The 20,679-nt window shown below is 68.2% G+C and carries 19 protein-coding genes; 7 read left to right on the plus strand and 12 right to left on the minus strand.

Features of this window, described 5'->3' with window-relative positions; all coding sequences use genetic code 11:
- Window positions 1-10: 10 nt before the first annotated feature.
- From EJI00_RS19225 to EJI00_RS19235, 3 genes are all read left to right on the plus strand, one after another.
- Window positions 11-3,172 carry an efflux RND transporter permease subunit gene (locus tag EJI00_RS19225; RefSeq protein ID WP_126749096.1) on the plus strand — a complete coding sequence of 1,054 codons (3,162 nt, stop codon included), beginning with the start codon at window positions 11-13 and terminating at the stop codon, window positions 3,170-3,172.
- A complete protein-coding gene (locus EJI00_RS19230; RefSeq protein WP_126749097.1) occupies window positions 3,169-4,587 on the plus strand; it encodes an efflux transporter outer membrane subunit in 1,419 nt (472 codons plus the stop codon). The genes EJI00_RS19225 and EJI00_RS19230 overlap by 4 nt, the downstream gene beginning before the upstream one ends.
- 133 nt (window positions 4,588-4,720) lie before the next feature.
- Entirely contained in the window at window positions 4,721-5,335 is a 615-nt protein-coding gene (locus EJI00_RS19235) for a c-type cytochrome (RefSeq protein WP_126749098.1), read from the plus strand.
- Between the two features lie 67 nt (window positions 5,336-5,402).
- Here the strand turns inward: EJI00_RS19235 and EJI00_RS19240 are convergent, their stop codons facing one another.
- The 4 genes from EJI00_RS19240 to EJI00_RS19255 are packed head-to-tail and all read right to left on the minus strand — an operon-like array spanning window position 5,403 to window position 8,306.
- Window positions 5,403-5,951: a DUF2946 family protein gene (locus EJI00_RS19240; RefSeq protein WP_126749099.1), complete on the minus strand. Its 549-nt coding sequence runs from the start codon at window positions 5,949-5,951 to the stop codon at window positions 5,403-5,405.
- Window positions 5,952-5,970: 19 nt separating this feature from the next.
- Window positions 5,971-6,966 carry a YheT family hydrolase gene (locus EJI00_RS19245; protein ID WP_126749148.1) on the minus strand — a complete coding sequence of 332 codons (996 nt, stop codon included), beginning with the start codon at window positions 6,964-6,966 and terminating at the stop codon, window positions 5,971-5,973.
- Between the two features lie 39 nt (window positions 6,967-7,005).
- Complete coding sequence (locus EJI00_RS19250) at window positions 7,006-7,458, minus strand: YybH family protein (RefSeq protein ID WP_126749100.1); 453 nt, start codon at window positions 7,456-7,458, stop codon at window positions 7,006-7,008.
- A 59-nt stretch (window positions 7,459-7,517) separates the two neighbouring features.
- On the minus strand, window positions 7,518-8,306 hold the full coding sequence (locus EJI00_RS19255; protein ID WP_126749101.1) for a hypothetical protein: 789 nt from the start codon (window positions 8,304-8,306) through the stop codon (window positions 7,518-7,520).
- Between the two features lie 46 nt (window positions 8,307-8,352).
- On the opposite strand from EJI00_RS19255, the gene EJI00_RS19260 reads away from it, so the two are divergent.
- The 3 genes from EJI00_RS19260 to EJI00_RS19270 are packed head-to-tail and all read left to right on the plus strand — an operon-like array spanning window position 8,353 to window position 10,412.
- A complete protein-coding gene (locus EJI00_RS19260; RefSeq protein ID WP_409514034.1) occupies window positions 8,353-8,952 on the plus strand; it encodes a LemA family protein in 600 nt (199 codons plus the stop codon).
- 12 nt (window positions 8,953-8,964) lie between these two features.
- Complete coding sequence (locus EJI00_RS19265) at window positions 8,965-9,891, plus strand: TPM domain-containing protein (protein WP_126749102.1); 927 nt, start codon at window positions 8,965-8,967, stop codon at window positions 9,889-9,891.
- A 2-nt stretch (window positions 9,892-9,893) separates the two neighbouring features.
- Window positions 9,894-10,412: a TPM domain-containing protein gene (locus tag EJI00_RS19270; RefSeq protein ID WP_126749103.1), complete on the plus strand. Its 519-nt coding sequence runs from the start codon at window positions 9,894-9,896 to the stop codon at window positions 10,410-10,412.
- A 114-nt stretch (window positions 10,413-10,526) separates the two neighbouring features.
- On the opposite strand, the gene pdeM is transcribed toward EJI00_RS19270, so the two are convergent.
- Complete coding sequence (pdeM, locus tag EJI00_RS19280; RefSeq protein WP_126749105.1) at window positions 10,527-11,210, minus strand: ligase-associated DNA damage response endonuclease PdeM; 684 nt, start codon at window positions 11,208-11,210, stop codon at window positions 10,527-10,529.
- Between the two features lie 80 nt (window positions 11,211-11,290).
- Here pdeM and trxC point away from each other — a divergent pair, with 80 nt between their 5' ends.
- Window positions 11,291-11,740 (plus strand): thioredoxin TrxC, encoded by a 450-nt coding sequence (gene trxC, locus EJI00_RS19285; protein WP_126749106.1) that lies wholly within the window; start codon window positions 11,291-11,293, stop codon window positions 11,738-11,740.
- Window positions 11,741-11,762: 22 nt separating this feature from the next.
- Here trxC and EJI00_RS19290 read toward each other — a convergent pair whose 3' ends face one another.
- The 7 genes from EJI00_RS19290 to EJI00_RS19320 form a co-directional block, all read right to left on the minus strand.
- Window positions 11,763-14,513 (minus strand): ligase-associated DNA damage response DEXH box helicase, encoded by a 2,751-nt coding sequence (locus EJI00_RS19290; RefSeq protein WP_126749107.1) that lies wholly within the window; start codon window positions 14,511-14,513, stop codon window positions 11,763-11,765.
- The gene (locus EJI00_RS19295) at window positions 14,510-16,165 is read right to left on the minus strand and encodes an ATP-dependent DNA ligase (protein ID WP_126749108.1); all 1,656 of its coding nucleotides are present in this window, start codon (window positions 16,163-16,165) and stop codon (window positions 14,510-14,512) included. Before EJI00_RS19295 ends, EJI00_RS19290 begins: the two co-directional genes overlap by 4 nt.
- Entirely contained in the window at window positions 16,162-17,283 is a 1,122-nt protein-coding gene (locus tag EJI00_RS19300) for a ligase-associated DNA damage response exonuclease (protein ID WP_126749109.1), read from the minus strand. The genes EJI00_RS19295 and EJI00_RS19300 overlap by 4 nt, the downstream gene beginning before the upstream one ends.
- A 70-nt stretch (window positions 17,284-17,353) precedes the next feature.
- Entirely contained in the window at window positions 17,354-17,866 is a 513-nt protein-coding gene (locus EJI00_RS19305) for a DUF3617 domain-containing protein (protein ID WP_126749110.1), read from the minus strand.
- 79 nt (window positions 17,867-17,945) lie between these two features.
- Complete coding sequence (locus tag EJI00_RS19310; protein WP_260590781.1) at window positions 17,946-18,542, minus strand: phosphatase PAP2 family protein; 597 nt, start codon at window positions 18,540-18,542, stop codon at window positions 17,946-17,948.
- A gap of 9 nt (window positions 18,543-18,551) precedes the next feature.
- Entirely contained in the window at window positions 18,552-19,679 is a 1,128-nt protein-coding gene (locus EJI00_RS19315; RefSeq protein ID WP_185868169.1) for a Gfo/Idh/MocA family protein, read from the minus strand.
- 37 nt (window positions 19,680-19,716) lie between these two features.
- Window positions 19,717-20,679: a substrate-binding domain-containing protein gene (locus tag EJI00_RS19320; RefSeq protein WP_126749112.1), complete on the minus strand. Its 963-nt coding sequence runs from the start codon at window positions 20,677-20,679 to the stop codon at window positions 19,717-19,719.

The raw sequence follows: 20,679 nt of genomic DNA on the forward strand, positions 1-20,679 counted from the left end.
GCGCGCCCGCATGGCCAAATTCTTTATCGACCGCCCGATCTTCGCCTGGGTGATCGCACTGTTCATCCTGGTGATGGGCGGCGTGGCAATCACTCAGCTGCCGATCTCGCAATATCCGCCGGTGGCACCGCCGGCCATCGTGATCAACGTCGCGTACCCCGGCGCCTCGGCCCAGACGCTCGAGGACAGCGTGCTGTCCGTCATCGAGCGCGAAATGAACGGCTCGCCGGGCCTGATCTACATGGAATCGGTGGCCCAGGCCGACGGCACCGGCACCATCACGATCAGCTTCGAGGCCGGCACCAACGAAGACCTCGCGCAGGTGGACGTGCAGAACCGCCTCTCGCGGGCCACGCCGCGCCTGCCGGCCGCGGTGACGCAGCAGGGCGTTCGCGTGGACAAGTCACGCGACAACTTCCTGATGTTCGTGATGCTGTCCTCGGACAATCCCGCCTTCGACCCCATTGCGCTCGGCGACTACGCCGCGCGCAACGTGGTGCCGGAACTGCAGCGCGTGGTCGGCGTGGGCCAGGCCCAGCTGTTCGGCTCCGAAAACGCGATGCGCATCTGGATCGATCCGGCCAAGCTGCAGGGCTTCAACCTGTCGGCAACGGACGTGAACAACGCCATTCGCGCGCAGAACGCCCAGGTGTCTTCGGGCACGCTCGGCGACCTGCCGAACATCCCGGGCCAGGCCATTGCGGCCACGGTGGTGGTGAACGGCCAGCTCGCCACCGTCGACCAGTTCCAGAACATCGTGCTGCGCGCCAACACCGACGGCTCGACCGTGCGGCTGAAGGACGTGGCACGGGTCGAACTCGGCGGCCAGTCGTACGCCACCTCGGCGCGCCTGAACGGCGTGCCGGCGGTCGGCATCGGCGTGCAGCCCACGCCCAACGGCAACGCGCTGGAGTCGGCCAAGGCGATCCGCGCCAAGATGGCGGAGCTCCAGCGCTTCTTCCCGCAGGGCGTGAAGTGGGACATTCCGTACGACAGCTCGCGCTTCGTGCAGATCTCGATCACCGAAGTGGTCAAGACGCTGCTGGAAGCCGTGGCGCTGGTGTTCCTGGTGATGTTCCTGTTCCTGCAGAACTGGCGCTACACGATCATCCCGACCATCGTGGTGCCTATCGCGCTGCTGGGCACGTTCGCCTCGCTGCTGGCGCTGGGCTTCTCGATCAACGTGCTGACCATGTTCGGCATGGTGCTGGTGATCGGCATCGTGGTGGACGACGCCATCGTGGTGGTGGAAAACGTCGAGCGCATCATGAGCGAAGAGGGGCTCTCGCCGCTCGAAGCCACGCGCAAGGCCATGAAGCAGATCTCGGGCGCCATCATCGGCGTGACCGTGGTGCTGATCTCGGTGTTCGTGCCGCTCGCGTTCTTCGCGGGCTCCACGGGCAACATCTACCGCCAGTTCTCGGCGGTGATGGTGACGTCGATCGCCTTCTCGGCCTTCATGGCGCTGTCGCTCACGCCCGCGCTGTGCGCCACGCTGCTCAAGCCCGTGGAAGCGGGGCACCACCACGAGAAGACCGGCTTCTTCGGCTGGTTCAACCGCGGTTTCACGCGCACGGCCAAGGGCTATGAAAGCGTGGTCGCGCGCATCCTGCGCCGCGCCGCGCGCTACCTGATCATCTATGCCGTGATCATCGGCGCGGTGGTGTTCACCTACATGCGCCTGCCGAGCTCGTTCCTGCCGGCGGAAGACCAGGGCAACATCATCGTGAATGTGCAACTGCCGCCAGGCGCCACGCAAGAGCGTGCGCTGTCGGTCATGCAGCAGGTCGAAGGCTTCATCCTGAAGCAGCCCGAAGTTCAGAGCATGGTGGGCGTGATGGGCTTCAGCTTCTCGGGCCAGGGTCAGAACGCAGGCCTCGCCTTCGTCACGCTGAAAGACTGGGAAGAGCGCAAGGACCCGGCCCATTCGGCCAGCGCCCTGGCGGGCCGCGCCTTCGGTGCGCTTTCGGGCATTCGCGACGCGTTCATCTATCCGCTGAGCCCTCCGCCCATTCCTGAACTGGGCAATGCCAGCGGCTTCAGCTTCCGCTTGCAAGACCGCTCGGGCGCGGGCCACGAGGCGCTGATCAACGCGCGCAACCAGCTCCTGGGCATGGCCGGGCAGAGCAAGGTCCTGGCGCAGGTTCGCCCTGACGGACTGGAAGACGCGCCGCAGCTGGAGATCGACATCGACCGCGACAAGGCCAGCGCGCTGGGCGTGAGCTTCGACGCGATCAACGCCACGCTGTCGACGGGGCTGGGTTCGAGCTACATCAACGACTTTCCGAACCGCGGCCGCCTGCAGCGCGTGGTGGTGCAAGCCGATGCGCCGGCCCGCATGCAGCCGGACGACCTGCTGAGGCTCAACGCCAGCAACACGCAGGGGCAGCCGGTGCCGCTGTCGGCCTTCGCGACCACGAAGTGGGTCACGGGGGCCACGCAAACGGTGCGCTACAACGGCTACCCGGCCATCCGCATCAGCGGCGACGCCGCTGCGGGCTACAGCACGGGTGCCGCCATGGCCGAGATGGAAAAGCTCGCCAGCCAGTTGCCGCAAGGCTTCGGCTACGAGTGGACGGGCCAGTCGCGCGAAGAAAAGCTCGCGGGCTCGCAGGCCATGATCCTCTACGGCTTCGCGATCCTGGCCGTGTTCCTGTGCCTGGCGGCGCTGTACGAGAGCTGGTCGATCCCGCTGTCGGTCATTCTGGTGGTGCCGCTCGGCGTGCTGGGCGTGCTGCTCGCGACGATGCTGCGCGCCTATTCGAACGACGTGTACTTCCAGGTGGGCCTGATCACCATCATCGGCCTGTCGGCGAAGAACGCGATCCTGATCATCGAGTTCGCCAAGGACCTGCAGGCGCAGGGCCGGGGCATCGTGGAATCGGCGCTGGCCGCGGCGCACCTGCGGTTCCGCCCGATCATCATGACCTCGCTGGCTTTCGGCCTGGGCGTGGTGCCGCTGGTCCTTGCCTCGGGCGCGGGCTCTGCGAGCCAGCGCGCCATCGGCACCGGCGTGCTCGGCGGCATGGTGACGGGCACGGCGCTCGCGGTGATCTTCGTGCCGGTGTTCTTCGTGGTGGTGCGCACCCTGTTCAAGGGCAGCGCGCGCCAGCATGAAGCCGACAAGCGGCATGCGGAGGCCGCCGGCATCACGGAGGAAAAGACCATATGACTCACAAGAAACTGATTCCCACGGCCCTGGCCGCAGCCATGCTGCTGGCCGGCTGCTCGCTGATTCCGACTTACGAGCGCCCCGCGGCGCCGGTGCCGACCACCTTCCCGGGCGACCCGGCGCAGCCGGCGGGCCAGGCCGCGGCCGCCCTGCCCTGGCAGGACTTCTTCACCGACCCCCGGCTGACTGGACTCATCCAGACCGCGCTTGCCAACAACCGCGACCTGCGCGTGTCGGTGCTCAACATCGAGCAGGCGCGCGCGCAATTCCAGATCGAGCGCTCGGCCTTGTTCCCGGCGCTGGGCCTCACCGGCAGCGGGTCGCGCTCGAGCCCCAATCCGTACCAGGCCTTCGACAGCAGCGCGGGCAGCGTGTCGTCGCAGTACAGCGTGAACCTGGGCATCACCGCCTGGGAAATCGACTTCTTCGGCCGCATCCGCAGCCTGAAGGACCAGGCGCTGGCGCAATACCTCGCCACCGAGGAAACGCGCAAAGCCGCGCAAATCAGCCTGATCGCGTCCGTCGCCACCGGCTGGCTCACGCTGATTGCCGACGACCAGCTGCTCGAACTCACGCGCCAGACGATGGTCACGCGCGAAGAATCGGTGCGCCTGACCAAGATGCGCTTCGACAACGGCGTGTCGTCGGAGCTCGACTTCCAGGCCGCGAATTCGCTCGCCGAAACCGCGCGCGCTTCGTACGCACAGCAGCTGCGCACGCGCCAGCAGGACGAGAACGCGCTCGCTCTGCTGCTCGGCGCGCCGGTGCCGGCCGAAGCCACGGCCGGCGGCGCCAAGGGCCTGGACGGCATCCAGCCGATGCCGGACGTGCCCGCGGGCCTGCCCTCCGACTTGCTGACCGAACGGCCCGACATCCGCTCGGCCGAGCAGCAGCTGATTGCCGCCAACGCCAACATCGGCGCGGCACGCGCGGCCTTCTTCCCGCGCGTGTCGCTGACCACCTCGATCGGCACCGCGAGCAGCGAGTTCTCGGGCCTGTTCGACAGCGGGTCGAAGGCCTGGGCCTTTGCGCCGCAGATCACGCTGCCCATCTTCGACGCGGGGCGCAACATCGCGGGGCTCGACTCGGCCAAGGCCGGGCGCGAGATCGCCGTGGCGCAGTACGAAAAGTCGATCCAGACCGCGTTCCGCGAGGTGGCGGACGCCCTGGCCGGCCGCGCCACGCTGGGCGAGCAGGTGCGCGCGCAACGCGCGCAGGCCGATGCCGAGGCGGTGCGCTTCAAGCTCTCCGACATGCGCTACCGCAACGGCATTGCGAGCGCGCTCGACCTGCTGGACGCGCAGCGATCGCTGTACGCGGCGCAGCAATCGGCCGTGACCACGCGGCTCTTGCAGTTGCAAAACCAGGTCACGCTCTACAAGACGCTGGGTGGCGGCTGGGCCAGCAAAGGTTGAGCAAAGGGCCGGAGGCTGAGGCTTTCGCGCGACGGCTCCGGGTAGGCCTTCCGTCCTTTGGGCGGAGGGCCTCTCTATAATCGCCGGTTGATTCGAAAAAGCCCCCCGACGAGCCCCCGTTATTGAGGACGCCATGAGCGCAGACCCGCATTACCAGGCCACAGAAGAAGCCCACACCGGCCCGATCAAGAACCCGAAGCAACTGCTGCTCGCGGTATTTTTCTCCTTCCTTGCCCCCATCCTGATCATCGTGGGCCTCGTGGCCTATGTGGTTTCGGGCAACAAGCCCGCGGGCACCGCCGAGGGCGACAACATGGCGCTGTACGGCGTGTCGAAGGAGGCGCGCGACCGCGAAGTGGCCGAGCGGCTCAAGAAGGTCGGCGCCATCGAAATCCGCGATGCGAACCGACCGCTCGCAGCCGGCGACGCCGTTTTCAAGGCCCAGTGCGCCGCCTGTCACGCGCCTCCCGGCATTCCCGGCGCTCCGCACCTGAACGACGCCGCAGCTTGGGGCCCGCGCATCGGCCAGGGCTACCAGACGCTGCTCGACCATGCCCTGCATGGCAAGGGCGCGATGCCGCCCCAGGGCGGCGGCGACTTCGAAGACCTCGAAATCGGCCGTGCCGTGGTCTACATGGCCAACGCCGGCGGTGCCAAGTTCCCGGTGCCCGAGCGTCCCGCCGCGGCAGCGGCACCCGCCGAAGGCGCTGCCTCGGCGGCCGCACCGGCTGCCAGCGCCAGCAAGTAAACCGGGGCCCTGCCCCAAAGAGAAAGCCGGCCTCGAGCCGGCTTTTTCATGCGCGCACGGCGACCGGCTACGGTTTTGATAGCACCGCAGGCTGGCGTGCCGCGGGGCTCAGCACATGGCCGAAGCGCTGCGGCAGGTCGCCAGAGCGTACCGGCTCGGGTGTCCACAAGCCCTGCTCGATGGCCTCGGCCGCCAGGCCGACGTCCTGCGTATGGACCAGCCCGAGCCCGATGGGAGCGGCCAGATAGAGCCGGCCCTCCTCGTCGAGCAGGCACCCCGATATGTCGACTGCCTGCCCGGTATGGGCCGTGACGGCAAACCCCTTGTCATCGGCAATGCGCCAGACGAGGGGCGCAAGCTCGAGCTCGACATAAACGCGCTGGGGGCCGTTCTGGAAGAACCATTGGCCTTCGCCGTCATGGTCGTAGTTGCGGTGGATGAAGTCGATCAGCTTGTCGTGCCGCAGCATCGAGCCCTTCGCGGCCGGGAACTGGCCCTGGGCTTGCGTGCGGTCGTCGCGCATGTACCAGTTGCCGCGCGCGTCGAGGCCGAGCCAGCCGTAGCAGTGCGGCACGTTGGGCCACTTGGCGAGCGCCTGTTTAACGATGTCGTCCATGAAGGCTATTTTGCGCGCCTCACGAAAAGACCGGTGGGGCAAATTGAGCCAGCCAGCCACCCACGCGCTCCGGCATGCCGCGCACATGCCCGGGAGGCGGACCGAGCGGGAAGCCCACATGGCCGCCATGCGCGGGCTGCCACAGCGTGACGTGCGGGCCGACCTCGCCCGGAGTTGGCAGGCTGCGGGCCGGAATGAACGGATCGTTCAGTGCGTTCACCACCAACGTGGGCACGCGGATCGCGCTCAGGTGCGGCTTGGACGAGCCCCGCGCCCAGTAGTCGTCGGTATTGCGAAAGCCGTGCAGCGGCGCCGTGAACACGTCGTCGAAGGTATAGAGGTCTCTGGCGGCCAGCAGCCGCTCGCGGTCGAACAGGCCTGGAAACTGGGCCAGCTTGGCCAGCGCCTTGGGCTTCATGGTCGCGAGGAACATGCGCGTATAGACCAGCCGGTTGAAGCCGCGGCCGATGGCCTCGCCGCCGGCCGTGAGATCGAGCGGCGCGCTCACCGAAGCCACCGCGCTCACGCAAGCACGGGCCGTGTCGCCGGCTTCGCAGGCCCAGCGCAGCAGCGCATTGCCGCCGAGCGAAACGCCCGCGGCCAGCACCGGGCCGCCACCGCGAAGCGCCTGCTGTTCGCGCATGCGCCGCAGGATCCAGTCGATTTCTTCGTAGTCGCCCGAGTGGTAGGCGCGCGGCGCCAGGTTCAGCTCGCCGCTGCAGCCCCTGAAATGCGGCACCGCGAAGGCCATGCCGCGCTCGGCCGCAAAGGCGGCAAAGGCTTCCGCATAGTGGCTGCGGGAGGAGCCCTCCAGCCCGTGGAACAGCACCAGCAGCGGCCGCGGACCCGGCACGGTTGCATCGACGAAATCGACGTCGATGAAATCGCCGTCGGGCGTGTTCCAGCGCTCGCGGCGGTACGGCGGCCCCGCTGCGCCGCCGCGGCGCGCATAGAGCGCCGCCCAGATGGTCTGCAGGTTGCCGCCGGGCAGCCAGCGCGGCGCCACGTAGTCCATCGATGAGTTCGCAGAGGGAACAACGTCGCCGGGCATCGCTCAGTGCAGGGTCTGGGGCGGATCGTTCGCGTCGACGGGCTCGCGCGCGCTGCCGGGGCTCGCATGGTGCGCCACCATGCGCCAGCCCTCGGCGGTCTTGTGATAGACGTTGGTGGCCAGCACGAAGGCGTGCTTGGGCCCTTCAGGCGTGAGAACCTCGATGCGCTCCAGCACGTTGTGCACCGCGCTCGCGAGCGACTCGATCTTGCGTACACGCGCGGGCATGGCGTGGATGGCACCGTTGCCGAACATCTGCTCGAAAGCCGCGCGGATCGCCGTGGCGCCGACCAGGCGGGGCCCGCCGGGACGCACGCAGAACACCTCGTCCTCGTCGGCCCAGCACGCCATCAACGCATCGATGTCGCCGCGCTGCAGCGCTTCATAGAAGGCCGCCTCGATGTCGTCGGCAGTCCCGCCGAGGGCCGCGGCGGCGCGGAGTGGGGTCTTGGGCATGGCGTGATTTTGCCGCGTGATCCGTGACGTGAGCGTTGCCGGGGAATCAAGCGCGTCAATCAGGAGTTGATCGGGGCTTCTTGCACGGCAGCAGCCAGCCAGCGCCGCACCACGGACTGCATCTCGCCCTGGGCCGCCTCCCACACCAGCTCCGGCGCGGCCACGTGCACGCCTGCAGGTGCAATGCGCAGGGCCACGTCGACCAGTTCGGCCACCTTGGAGGGGCGCACCGGCTGCTCGCTCGTCGGCACCATGAAGCGCATGACCGACAGCATCCATGCGGCTAGCCTTTCGGCCGGGTTGGCGAACCGGGCATTCAGCGGCTTGCGCGCCGAACGCAGGAGGATCACGCGCTCGAAGCCGCTGGCGACCACCGCCTGTTCGTCGAGGCTCGCGAGCCCGCGCTTGAGCGCCTCCGGCAGGCGGCCCTGGTCGTGCGGCTGCACGATGGCCAGCGTCTGCACGCCGCAAGCGCGCAACCAGCGCGAGAGCTCCGGCAGATCGGAGGGTTGCGGCACCCACAGCGCACGCTCGCGGCCGTGGTACAGCCGGGGCGGGTCGAAGGCGATGACCGCGGTATCGGCCGAGGTGAGCCCCCATTGCGCGATCGGCAGGTTGGGGCAGAGGCAGGTTTCGACGCCGCGCATGCCGTCGCGCATCGGTTCGCGCGACAGCACCCGGACATGGGCAAAGCGGTGGCCGCCCGCGAGCCGGCGCAGAAGCTCCTGCCCCAGGGCGCCGGTCGCGCCGGCAATCAATAGCGTTCCGGCGGTTGCGGCCCTCGCGGCCATCGCGGGCAATACCGCGCGGTTCGCGGCCTGCAGTGCTTGAAGGGGATCGAGGGCCATGGAGCCATCTATGCTAACTTCCGGCTCTTCTGCGGAGGTAATGCAAATGATGATGAAACGCTGGCTCTTGATTCTTGCTTCGGTCCTGTCCCTGAGCGGATGCGGCTACAACCAGTTCCAGTCGCTCGACGAGACGAGCAAATCGGCATGGAGCGAAGTGCTCAACCAGTACCAGCGGCGTGCCGACCTCGTGCCCAACATCGTGGCGACCGTGAAGGGCGAGGCCAGCTTCGAGCAGGACACGCTCACCAAGGTGATCGAGGCGCGGGCCAAGGCCACCTCGATCCAGGTGACGCCCGAGACGCTGAACAACCCCGAGGCATTCAACAAGTTCCAGCAGGCGCAGGGCGAGCTCTCGTCGGCGCTGTCGCGGCTGATGGTGGTGTCGGAGCGCTACCCGGAGCTGAAGGCCAACCAGGCCTTCCGCGACCTGCGCGTGACGCTCGAAGGCACCGAGAACCGCATCACCGTGGCGCGCAACCGCTACATCCAGACGGTGCAGGAATACAACGTGCTGGCGCGCAGCTTCCCCACGAACATCACGGCCAAGATCTTCAGCTACGAGCCGAAGCCGAACTTCTCGGTGCAGAACGAAGCACAGATCTCGACGCCGCCCGCCGTCGACTTTTCTGCGCCCAAGAAGTAAGACGCCCGATCGATGGCACTTGCCCTGATACGCCGTGCGCTGGCCGCCGTCCTGCTGGCGGCGACCGCGTGGGCCGGGCTTGCGGCCACCGCATGGGCGCAGGGCCTGCTGCCGGTGCCCGCGCTCACGGCCCGGGTGATCGACCAGACGCAGACGCTGGCCGAACCGGAGCGCGCCGACCTCGAAGCCAAGCTGGCCGCTTTCGAGCAGCGCAAGGGCTCGCAGATGGTGGTGCTGATGGTGCCCACCACCGAGCCTGAAGACATAGCAAGCTACGCCAACCGCGTGGGCAACGCGTGGAAGATCGGGCGCAAGGACGTGGGCGACGGCATCCTGGTGATCGTGGCCAAGAACGACCGCAAGATGCGCATCGAAGTGGCCAAGACCCTCGAAGGCGCGGTGCCCGACCTGGCGGCCATCCGCATCATCGACGAAGAGATGAAGCCGCGTTTTCGCAACAACGACTTCGCGGGCGGGCTGAACGCGGCCGTGGCCCGGCTCATCGGGCTGGTCGACGGCGAAGCGCTGCCCGCGCCTTCCAGCGGCAGCGACAAGGATTCCAGCGAAGGCATCGACTGGGAAAACCTCGCAATCTTCCTGTTCATCGGCGTCTTCGTCGGGGCGCCCATCGTGCGCTCGATCGCCGGCAAGAAGCTCGGCTCTGTTGTCATGGGCGGCGGCATCGGCGTGATTGCATTCTTCATCACGACCAGCATCGTCATCGCGGTGCTGGCAGGCATGGCGGCACTGATGGTGTCGCTGTTCTCGGCCGTGGCTGCGTCGGCGCCGGGGCGCCGCGGCGGCGGCGGTGGTGGATTCGGCGGCTGGGGTGGTGGCGGCGGCGGCGGTGGCTGGAGCGGCGGCAGCAGCGGCGGTGGGGGCTTCAGCTCCGGCGGCGGCGGCGATTTCGGGGGCGGCGGCGCCTCGGGGGACTGGTAGGCATGGCAACGCTTTTCTCCAGGCTCGGCCGCATCTGGCGCCACCAATGGATGGACGAGGCCGATGTGCGCCGCGTGCTGCCCGATGCCGCCATGGAACGCCTTGCCGCGCGGGTGGCTGCAAGCGAGCGGCGCCACAGTGGCGAGATCCGCATCTGCGTCGAGGCCGGCCTGCCCTGGTCTTACCTGCGGCGGGATGCCTCGGCGCGCGAGCGTGCCGTCACCATGTTCGGCAAGCTGCGCGTATGGGATACCGAGCACAACAACGGCGTGCTCATCTACCTTTTGCTCGCCGAGCATGCGATAGAGATCGTGGCCGACCGCGGCATCAGCGCGCGGGTCAGTGCCGCCGAATGGTCCGCGATGACGCAGCGCATGGGCGCGGCATTCCGCGAAGGGCGTTTCGAAGACGGGCTGACGCAGGCGCTCGAAGAAATGTCAGCCTTGCTGGTCGAGCACTTTCCGCTGGCGGACGACCAGCCGGACACCAACGAATTGCCCGACAAGCCCGTGGTTCTTTGAATTTCTCCCTCCCCTCCCGGGGGAGGGTTGGGGTGGGGGCAAGCGGCGTTGGCGATGGGCACGCTCTGCCCGCCCCCATCCCAGCCTTCCCCCAGAGGGGGCAGGAGCGAATCATCAATCCGATGGCGGCAGCGCCCACACGGTTTCACCGCCCACCGCAAAGAACCGCCGCCCCGACGCGCGCTCCACCAGCCACCCGCCCGTGAACTCGCCGAAGGCCGGCAGCACGGCCTGCCGTTCGTCGCTCGTGAAACACGGCAGCCGCACGCTGTCTCGCCCCGGCCCATGGAGCCTGCACACCGGATGCAGGTGCCCGGCGAGAACGAAGTGCGTGGCATGCGCTTGCGGATGGTGGCAGCAGGCGAAAGGGCCGAGCAGATAGGGCTCGTCGACCACCTCGATGTCCAGGGCCGCAGGCGGATCGCCCGCGCGGCTGTCGTGGTTGCCCCGCACCAGCGTCATGCGGACGGACCCATGCGCGGAGCGCCAGTCGGCTAGCGCAGCCAGCACCTGCGGCGTGCGCGCCTGCACCGCATGCATGAAGTCACCAAGAAACACGATGCGTTGCGGCGCGTGGGCTGCGATCAGCGCGTCGAGCCGCGCGAGGTTCTGCTGCGTGGTGCCGCCCGGCACCGGCTGCCCCAGCGCGCGGTAGGTCGCGGCCTTGCCGATATGCAGGTCAGCAATGAACAGCACACGGCCGTCGGGCCACCAGATGGCGCGTTCGGGCAGCAGATGAAGCAGTTCGCCGGCCCATCGGACCGGCAGGGCCGATGCGGAAAGTTGCGGGGAAGTCACTGCCACCAAGTGTCGCAAAAGCCGGTGCGCATGGGCGGCCGTCACTTGCAATTCACCGCTGCGGACCCCAGTTCTTGGGTATGACCGAAACGCCATCGCTGCACATCGTCTGTCCGCACTGCCACACCACCAATCGCGTGCGCGAGGCACAGCTGGGCAGCGCGCCCGATTGCGGCAGTTGCCACCGCCCACTGTTCGCCGGCCACTCGACGGCGCTGCCGGACGAAAAGACCTTCGACCGCCACATTGCACGCAATGAAATTCCGGTGCTGGTGGACTTCTGGGCACCGTGGTGCGGCCCGTGCCGCCAGATGGCGCCGGCCTATGAACAGGCCGCGGCCCAGCTGGAGCCGCGGGTGCGGCTGGCCAAGGTCGATACCGAGGCCATGCCCAACCTGGGCGCGCGCTTCAACATCCGCAGCATCCCCACGCTGGCGCTGTTTCGCGGCGGCCGCGAGGTGGCGCGGCAGGCCGGTGCCATGGGCGCGGCGGACATCGTGCGCTGGGTCAAGGCGCACGGCGCCGGCTGAGCCGGACGGCTCACTCCTCACTTCACAGCGGCGGCAAAGGCCGCGAGCGGCGTGAGGGCGGCCTGCGCTGGCGCTGCGGCGCGGGTGGCTTGCCCGGCCCTTCCTGGCCGAACGCGAGCGTGCTCTTCACGCGTTCGATCCCGCCGGCGGTGACCACGCCGCCCGCGGCTTTTTCGAGCTGCTCGACCATGCGCGCGATGCGGTCGGCCACGTTTTCGTTCGACAGCTTCTCGCGGAACAGCTCGACCATGAGCGGAAACGAAAACGGCGTCGGCCGCTCGAGCGGCTTCAGCACCAGCTGCTGAGTCGCCATGCGCGCGAGGCTGGCGCGCAGCCGGCCTATCTCGAGCTCCTGCGCGAGCAGCTCCTGCTCGGCCTGCAGCAGCAGCTTGTTGGCGGGGTCGTACTTGCGGAACACCTCCCAGAACAGTGACGACGAGGCCTGCAGCTGCCTGTTGCTGCGCTTCTCGCCGGGGTAGCCCTGGAAGATGAGGCCCGAGACGCGCGCAATTTCTCTGAAGCGGCGCTGCGCCAACTCACCCGCGTTGAGCGAAGCCAGCACCTCGTGCAGCAGCTCGGCATGCGCATCGTCGCCTTGCGGCAGGCGCAGCACCTGCGGCAGCAGCGCGGGCCAGTCGACCGGCACGGCACTCAGCAGTTCGAAGCCGTAGTCGTTCACCGCAATGGAGAAGGTGCGCGCATCGTGCTGCGCCACGCGCCAGGCCAACAGGCTTGCAAGCCCCATGTGCACGTGCCGCCCCGCAAAGGGATAAAGAAACAGGTGCGAGCCTTCGCGTGTCGTCAGCGTCTCCGCCAGCAGCGTCTGCGGCGTGGGCAGGGCCGACCACTGCTGCTGGATTTCGAGCAGCGGCCGCACGCACTGCAGTTCGGGTGAGTCATAGCGCCCCTCGCCAGCCAGCGCGAGCTGCTGCACCACGGCATCGGCCAGCGTGGTCGACAGCGGCATGCGCCCGCCGTTCCAGCGCGGCACCGCGGCGCGCTTGCCGGTGGCGCGCCGCACCCAGGCCGTCATGTCGTGGATGCGCACGAGCTCCAGCAGCCGGCCGCCGAACAGGAAGCAGTCGCCGGGCTTCATACGTGCGACAAAGCCTTCTTCGACGCTGCCGATCTTCGCGCCGCCCATGTACTGCACCGCCATGCTGGCATCGCTCACGATGGTGCCGATGTTCATGCGGTGCCGCCGGGCAAGCCGCGCATCGGGCACACGCCAGACGCCTTCGGCATCGGGCACCGCGCGGCGGTAGTCCGGGTAGGCGGCCAGCGAAGGGCCGCCCTGCGAGACGAAGGACAGGCACCACTCCCAGCTCTCCCGCGACAGCCCTGCATAGGCCGCGGTGCCGCGCACTTCCGCATACAGGTCGTCGGGCACGAAGCCGCCGCCGAGCGCCACTGTGACGAGGTGCTGCACCAGCACGTCGAGCGGCTGCACCGGCGTGTGCCGCGCCTCGATGTGGCCGGCCGCAATGGCCGCGCGCGCCGCGGCGCCCTCGACCATCTCGATGCTGTGCGTGGGCACGAGCGTGATGCGCGACGGCCGCCCCGGTGCATGGCCCGAGCGCCCCGCGCGCTGCAGCAGCCGCGCCACGCCCTTGGGCGAGCCGATCTGCAGCACGCGCTCGACCGGCAGGAAATCGACACCCAGGTCCAGGCTCGATGTGCAGACCACCGCCTTGAGTTCGCCGCTCTTCAAGCCAAGCTCCACCCACTCGCGCACCGCGCGGTCGAGCGAGCCGTGGTGCAGCGCAATGGTGCCCGCCCATTCGGGCCGCGCCTCGAGCATGGCCTGGTACCAGATCTCCGATTGCGAGCGCGTGTTGGTGAACACCAGCGTGGTGCTGCTGGCGGCAATCTCATCGAGCACCTGCGGCAGCATCGTGAGGCCGAGGTGGCCTCCCCACGGAAAGCGCTCGGCGCGGCCAGGCAGCAGCGAATCGACCACCAGCTTCTTGGGCACCGCGCCCTGCACCAGCACGCCCTCTTCATCGCCAAGCAATGCGCGCATGGCCTCTTGCAGGTTGCCCAGCGTGGCCGACATGCCCCACACCGCGAGCCCCGCATTCCAGCGCCGGAGCCGCGCGAGCGCGAGCTGCACCTGCACGCCGCGCTTGTTGCCGAGCAGCTCGTGCCATTCATCGACCACCACCATCTTCACGCGGCCGAGCACCTCGCTGGCATCGGCGCGGGCGAGCAGCAGCGAGAGGCTCTCGGGCGTGGTGACGAGCACGGTGGGCAGGCGCTCGTTCTGCGCGGTGCGCTCGGCCGACGAGGTGTCGCCGCTGCGCGCGCCGGCGCTCCACGGATGCACCTCGGCGCCGAGCGCTTCGAGCGGCTGCTTCAGTGCGCGCAGCGTGTCGGCCGCAAGCGCGCGCATGGGTGTGAGCCACAGCAACGTGAGCGGCGGCGCGGCGGGGCGCGCGGTTTCCTTTCTCGCTTGCGAGAAGACCTGCAGCGCGCCGAGCCACACGGCGTAGGTCTTGCCCGCGCCGGTGGTCGCATGCAACATGCCGGACTTTCCTTGCGCGATGGCTTTCCATACATCGCGCTGGAATTTGAAGGGCTTCCAGCCGCGGCCGGCAAACCATTCATCGAGCGCCGCCTTGACTGCTGTCTTGCTCCTTCCCCCGCTGGGGGAAGGCTGGGATGGGGGCACGCGGCCTCCGACAGGCAGCCGATCCTCGATACGCCGCTTGCCCCCACCCCTGCCCTCCCCCGGAAGGGGAGGGAGAAATTCGGGGTCCACAGGGTCGGTCATGACGGCAGCAGCGCAGCCAGCGTCTGCAGCGTGTCGGCCTCCGCCACCGGCTTGTCCTCGCGCCAGCGCAGCATGCGCGGAAAGCGCACCGCAATGCCGCTCTTGTGGCGCGTGCTGCGCGCGATGCCCTCGAAGCCGAGCTCGAACACAAGGGTGGGCTCCACGCTGCGCACCGGACCGAAACTTTCCACCGTGGTCTTGCGGATGATCGCGTCCACCCGCGCCATTTCGGCATCGGTCAGGCCCGAATAGGCTTTTGCAAAGGGCACGAGCTTTCGGTCTTGCTGTTCGGGCGGACCGTCCCACACGGCAAAGGTGTAGTCGCTGTAGAGGCTGGCGCGCCTGCCGTGGCCGCGCTGCGCGTAGATGAGCACGGCGTCGATGCTGAGCGGGTCGATCTTCCACTTCCACCATACGCCCACGTCCTTGGTGCGGCCCACGCCGTACTGCGCATCGCGGCGCTTGAGCATCATGCCTTCCACACCCATGCTGCGCGCGGCTTCGCGCTGGCGCGCCAGGTCGTTCCACTCATTGCCGGTGAGCATCGGGCTCGGCAGCAGCGACGGGTGCTGCATGCGCGTGACAAGCTCGTCGAGCAGCGCGCGGCGCTCCCCTTGCGGCAGCGCGCGCAGGTCGCGGCCTTCCCATTCGAGAAGGTCATAGGCCAACAGCACCACCGGTATTTCGCGCAACAGCTTCGTGCCCAGGGTCTTGCGGCCGATGCGCTTTTGCAGTTCCGCAAAGGGCTGCACCTTGTCCTCGCGCCAGACGGCAATCTCGCCGTCGAGCACCGTGCCGTCGGGCAGCGCCTCGCCGAGCACGGCAAGTTCGGGAAAGCGCTCGGTCACCAGCTCTTCGCCGCGCGACCACAACCAGACCGCACCCGCGCGCTTCACCAGTTGCGCGCGGATGCCGTCCCACTTCCATTCGACGATCCAGTCGGCCGGTGGGCCGATTGCCGCATCGAACTGCTGCAGCGGCAAGTTGAACGCGTGCGCAAGAAAGAAGGGATACGGTTGCCCGCTGGTCTTTTGCACCTGCTCCGCGCCCGACTCCGGCGCGATGAGCGCGCGGTAGTCATCGGCTCCTGGCCGGCCGCCGATGTGGGTGTAGCCCATGAGCCGCTGCGCCACCCGCTTGGGGTCGATGCCTCCCACGGCCGCGAGCGCCTGCGTGACCTGCAGCTTCGAGACGCCCACGCGAAAGGCGCCGGTGATGAGCTTGAAGTACACCAGCCGCTCTTCGGCCGCAAGCTGGCGCCACTGCGCACGCAGCCGGACGGGCAGTTCGTCGGGCGCGGACTTGCCGGCTTCGCGCAGCGGCAGCAGGTGCTCCTCGACCCAGCGCGCCAGGCCAAGGTCGTGCGCCTCGGTGGGCGGCGGCAATAGCAGCGCGATGGTTTCCGCAAGATCGCCGACCGCCTCGTAGCTCTCGTCGAACAGCCATTCAGGAAGACCCGCCGCTTCTTGCGCAAGCAGGCGCAGCAGCTTGGTGGGTACCAGTTGGCGCGGCTTGCCGCCAGCCAGGAAGTACACGGCCCAAGCCGCATCGGCGGGGTTGGCCTCGCGCAGGTAGCGCTGCAGTGCGGCCTGCTTGGCAAGGCTCGAGGTGCTGGCGTCGAGCTCGCGGTAGAGCGCGGCAAAGTCCTTCATGCCTTTGCTCCTTCCCCCTCTGGGGGAAGGCCGGGATGGGGGCTGCCAGCGTCCGCATCGGGCGCCGCTTGCCCCCTCCCCGCCCCTCCCCCGGAAGGGGAGGGAGTTTCCTGGTCGTCCTCATCGCCGTACTCGGTCTTGAAGCCCTGCGCCTCCAGCCCGTTCTCGGTGAGCCATCGCACCATGACCGCCACGCTGCCGTGGGTGACGAACACCCGGCTCGCGCCCGTGCCCGCGATAGCCTGCTGCAGGCCGGGCCAATCCGCGTGGTCGGACATGACGAAGCCGCGGTCCACGCCGCGCCGCCGCCGCGTGCCGCGCAGCTGCATCCAGCCGCTCGCAAAAGCGTCGGCGTAGTTGCCGAAGCGGCGCATCCACGGCGTGCCCTGCGCCGACGGCGGCGCCAGCACCAGCGCGCGCTTCAAAAGCGCGGCGTCCACGCCTGGGTCGGTCACGCGCAATGTCTCGGGCAAGGCCACGCCCGCGGCGCGATACACGGCGTTGAGCGGCTCGACCGCGCCGTGCACCATGATCGGCCCGATGGAAGCATCCACACCGTGCAGGATGCGCTGCGCCTTGCCGAAGGCATAGCAGAACAGCACCGATGCGCGGCCGGCCTCGGCGTTGGCGCGCCACCATGCATCGATCTCCGCGAACAGCGCCGCCTGTGTGGGCCAGCGATAGATCGGCAGCCCGAAGGTCGATTCGGTGATGAAGGTGTCGCAGGGCACCGGCTCGAAGGGGGTGCAGGTTCCGTCGGGCTCGGTCTTGTAGTCGCCCGAGGCCACCCACACGCGCCCGCCGTGTTCGAGGCGGACCTGCGCCGAGCCCAGCACGTGGCCGGCCGGATGCAGCGAGACGCGCACGCCGTGGTGCTCGATGGCTTCGCCGTAGCCTAGCGTCTGCAGCGCGATGTCGCTGCCGAGGCGGGTGCGCAGCGTGCCGGCGCTGTCGGTATGCGCCAGGTAGTGCGCATGGCCCACGCGCGCGTGGTCGGAGTGCGCGTGCGTGATGACGGCCCGCGCCACCGGCCGCCAGGGGTCGATGTAGAAATCGCCCGGCGGGCAATACAGCCCCTCGGGACGAGCGACGACGAGATCTTCTTCCTTCGCGGCCATGGCCGCATCGTAGGCGGTGGCGGCGTTGCGCGTTGCCGAACGCGGGCCGCGAAGCGCTGTGGGCCGGCGCCTACTTCTTGCGTCCGCCCGCCATTTCGAGCACGTTCATCTTCATGCCGTTGGACATGATCATGTCGCCGGGCTTCTGGCCGGCCTTGCAGGGGCCGATCCACTTGGCTTCGATGACGGCCGAGCCTTCGGCGCGGCCCATCAGCCGCGGGCTGTAGGTCGACTTGCTTTCCATGCGGTAGGCCGAGCTGAAGTCGCCGCTCATCACGGCGTGCGACGTGGCGGTGGTGGAGCCGATCTTGCAGACCGAATCGATGACCAGCTTGCCGGCTTCGTTGCGCAGTTCCTGCTTGGAGCAGGTGTCCTTGCCCATGCCCTGGCCCATGTCGCGCAAGGCCTTGTCGCTGGCCGCGTCGATGCACTGCTGGATGGTCTGGCTCGCGCCCTTGGCGGCTGTGCCGTCGCCAGTCTGGATTTCCCAGAGGCCGGGCTTGCGCGCGGGGTAGTCGATGGCCATGGCGGGCATGGCGGCCGCGCAGGCCAGCGTGAAGAAAGCAGCGGCAGTGATCTTCATGGCGGGCTCCGTGTCGAATCAAGGGAACGATGCCCGGTTTTTACCGCAGGCGCCGGCCGTGAGGAATAGCGCGATCGGCCTACGCCGGCTCCGCCTGCACAGCCGCTGTCGCAACGGCTTGGCGTGGCCGTGACGCCAGCCCGAATCCGATGCCCAGTGCAAGACCGCCCAGCACGTCGACGAGCACGTGCTGTCGCACCGCCATCGTCGAATAGACGATGGCTGCGGCCCATGCAATGTTGAACGCGCGGAGCCACATTGGCGCGGCCACATCGCGCAATTGCCGCGCCAGCACCACGCAGGCAAGCACCGAGAACGACACATGCAGCGACGGAAACGCGTTGCCGGCCGCATCGACCGTTTTCAGAAAATGAAGCGAGGTGCCTGGAGTCGCGTCGATGGTGAAGTTGGGTATGGCTGTCGGCACAAACCAGAACACCGCGAGCGAGATGAAGGTCATGACCGCGCAGCTCAGTGCAAAGCTCGATAGCTCCCGTCGGTCCTTGGCCAGGAACACCGGCAGCGCGATGTAGAGCCAGAGCGAAAGATAGACCGGCAGCAGCGCCGGCCCAGGGCGCGAAGCCACGGCGGCGGGCCGGAAAGCGGCAGGTCTCGAAGGGAAGAAGGTGTCATGGGCGCCAAGCGCCGCGCGTTGCGTGCCCGCGGGTGCGGGCATGCGGCACGGCTACCAGGGCGTCCACTTTAATTCGCTTTTCGACGAAGCCACCGTGCGCTCGATGAAGCGGACGCCGCGGGCGCCGTCTTCCACGCGCGGATAGTCGGCCGCGATGGCATCGGCCTGCTGGCCCGCGATGCGTGCGCGGATGTCGGCGGCCACGCCGCCATAGATGTTGGCAAAGGCCTCGATGAAGCCTTCGGGATGCCCCGCGGGCAGCCGGCTCGCGCGTTGCGCCGATTCGCAAAGCCACGGCGAGCCGCGCGTGAGAATGCGCTTGGGTCCGTCGTGCGGCAGGTGCAGCAGTTCGCTCGGCCGCTCCTGGCGCCATTCGAGCGTACCCAGCGCACCGGAGATGCGCAGGCGCAGGTCGTTCTCCAACCCGGTGTTGATCTGCGAGGCGATCAGCACGCCGCGCGCGCCGCCCTTGAAGCGCAGCAGCAGGCTGCCGTCGTCGTCGAGCATGCGGCCGGGCACCAGCGCGCTCAGGTCAGCGCAGAGGCTCTCGATTTCCAGCCCGGTCACGCTTGCGACGAGGTTCTCGGCATGCGAGCCGATGTCGCCGATGGCGCCGGCCGCGCCGCTGCGCGCGGGGTCGGTGCGCCAGTCGGCCTGCTTGTTGCCGGCGTCTTCGAGCTGGCTCGCGAGCCAGCCCTGGTTGTATTCGACGACCACCTTGCGCAGCTCGCCGAGCTGGCCCGTTCGGACCATCTCACGCGCTTGCCGCACCATCGGGTAGCCGGTGTAGTTGTAGGTCACGCCGAAGACCGTGCCTTGCTTTTTCACGGTGGCCACGAGCGCATCGGCCTGCTCGCGCGTGTGCACCAGCGGCTTGTCGCACACCACGTGGAAGCCCGCCTCGGCAAAGGCTTGCGCCACCGGAAAGTGCACATGGTTGGGCGTGACGATCGAGACGAAGTCGATGCGCTCCTCGGGCGGGCGCTTCAACTCGTCAGCCAGCAGCGACTGCCAGTCGCCATGGTTGCGGTCGTCGGCCAGCCCGAGGTCGCGGCCCGAGGCGCGCGCCTTCTCGGGGCTCGACGACAACGCACCGGCCACGAGCTCGATCTGCCCGTCCAGCGCCATGGCCTTGCGGTGCACGGCGCCGATGAAAGCGTCGCGCCCGCCGCCCACCATGGCGCAGCGGAGCTTGCGAGAAGCGTTCTCGGTCACCTTAGAACGGCGAGTTCGGGTGGTAGAAGTCTTTCGCGTTTTCCTTGGTGATCAGCACCGAAGGAATGATGGTGGTCGCGGGCAGCTTCTCGCCCTTCAGCCGCGCCTCGGCCGTGAGCTTGATCGCGTCGTAGATGAACTTGGGCGAGTAGCTCACGTCCGCGCCCATGCGCTTGTCCTTGCCGTCCATGATGGTCTTGACCATGCCCTTGGCGCCCGCTCCGCCGAAGACGATCTTGATGTCGTCGCGCTTGGCCTGCTCGATGGCCTTGAGCACGCCCACGGCCATGTCGTCGTCGGCCGCCCAGATGGCATCGATCTGCTTGAAGCGCGTGAGGTAGTCCTGCGTGACCTTGAAGGCATCGTCGCGGTTCCAGTTGGCGTACTTGGCGTCGAGCAGCTTGATGTCCGGATGGTTCTTGAGCACTGCGTTGAAGGCGTCCATGCGCTCGTTGTCCAGCGTGGTGGCAATGCCGCGCAAGGCGACCACGTTGCCCTTGCCGCCGAGCTGCTTCGCGATGTACTCGGCCGGAATACGGCCGAAGGCGGTGTTGTCGCCAGCCACGTAGGCGTCTTGCGCGCTGGTGTCGGTCAGGCCGCGATCGACCACGGTCACGTAGGCGCCCTTGGCCTTGACCTGCGCCACCGGCTTGGTGAGCGCGGCCGACTCGAACGGGAACACCACGAGCGCGTTGATCTTGGTGACGGTCGAGAGGTCTTGCAGCTGGTTCGCCTGCTCGGGCGCGTTGGCCGCCGTCTTGATCGTGATCTTCAGGTCCTTGTGTTCCTTCTCCAGATCTTTCTTCGCCTGGTTGGCCCAGTAGTTGATGCCGCCCATGAAGCTGTGCGTGGCCGCGGGAATCGAAACGCCGAGGTTCACCTTCTCGGCCGCGAATGCGGGCAGGCTCGCGAGCGCCGCGGCCGCCACGGCCGTGAGTGCGATGCGACGTGTGAAGCTTGTCAT

It is taken from the genome of Variovorax sp. DXTD-1, assembly GCF_003984625.1.
Lineage (GTDB): Bacteria > Pseudomonadota > Gammaproteobacteria > Burkholderiales > Burkholderiaceae_C > Variovorax.

Excerpts from the sequence above, each read along its gene's own strand:
- trxC (WP_126749106.1), top strand. The coding sequence starts at position 11,291 with ATGACCGAAACGCCATCGCTGCACATCGTCTGTCCGCACTGCCACACC.
- EJI00_RS19315 (WP_185868169.1), bottom strand. The coding sequence starts at position 19,679 with ATGGTGGGCGGCGGGCGCGACGCTTTCATCGGCGCCGTGCACCGCAAG.
- EJI00_RS19300 (WP_126749109.1), bottom strand. The coding sequence starts at position 17,283 with ATGGCCGCGAAGGAAGAAGATCTCGTCGTCGCTCGTCCCGAGGGGCTG.
- EJI00_RS19225 (WP_126749096.1), top strand. The coding sequence starts at position 11 with ATGGCCAAATTCTTTATCGACCGCCCGATCTTCGCCTGGGTGATCGCA.
- EJI00_RS19255 (WP_126749101.1), bottom strand. The coding sequence starts at position 8,306 with ATGGCCCTCGATCCCCTTCAAGCACTGCAGGCCGCGAACCGCGCGGTA.
- EJI00_RS19240 (WP_126749099.1), bottom strand. The coding sequence starts at position 5,951 with ATGGACGACATCGTTAAACAGGCGCTCGCCAAGTGGCCCAACGTGCCG.
- EJI00_RS19230 (WP_126749097.1), top strand. The coding sequence starts at position 3,169 with ATGACTCACAAGAAACTGATTCCCACGGCCCTGGCCGCAGCCATGCTG.
- EJI00_RS19320 (WP_126749112.1), bottom strand. The coding sequence starts at position 20,679 with ATGACAAGCTTCACACGTCGCATCGCACTCACGGCCGTGGCGGCCGCG.
- EJI00_RS19235 (WP_126749098.1), top strand. The coding sequence starts at position 4,721 with ATGAGCGCAGACCCGCATTACCAGGCCACAGAAGAAGCCCACACCGGC.
- EJI00_RS19290 (WP_126749107.1), bottom strand. The coding sequence starts at position 14,513 with ATGACCGACCCTGTGGACCCCGAATTTCTCCCTCCCCTTCCGGGGGAG.
- EJI00_RS19260 (WP_409514034.1), top strand. The coding sequence starts at position 8,353 with ATGATGATGAAACGCTGGCTCTTGATTCTTGCTTCGGTCCTGTCCCTG.
- EJI00_RS19310 (WP_260590781.1), bottom strand. The coding sequence starts at position 18,542 with ATGCCCGCACCCGCGGGCACGCAACGCGCGGCGCTTGGCGCCCATGAC.
- EJI00_RS19265 (WP_126749102.1), top strand. The coding sequence starts at position 8,965 with ATGGCACTTGCCCTGATACGCCGTGCGCTGGCCGCCGTCCTGCTGGCG.
- EJI00_RS19295 (WP_126749108.1), bottom strand. The coding sequence starts at position 16,165 with ATGAAGGACTTTGCCGCGCTCTACCGCGAGCTCGACGCCAGCACCTCG.
- EJI00_RS19305 (WP_126749110.1), bottom strand. The coding sequence starts at position 17,866 with ATGAAGATCACTGCCGCTGCTTTCTTCACGCTGGCCTGCGCGGCCGCC.
- EJI00_RS19270 (WP_126749103.1), top strand. The coding sequence starts at position 9,894 with ATGGCAACGCTTTTCTCCAGGCTCGGCCGCATCTGGCGCCACCAATGG.
- EJI00_RS19250 (WP_126749100.1), bottom strand. The coding sequence starts at position 7,458 with ATGCCCAAGACCCCACTCCGCGCCGCCGCGGCCCTCGGCGGGACTGCC.
- EJI00_RS19245 (WP_126749148.1), bottom strand. The coding sequence starts at position 6,966 with ATGGACTACGTGGCGCCGCGCTGGCTGCCCGGCGGCAACCTGCAGACC.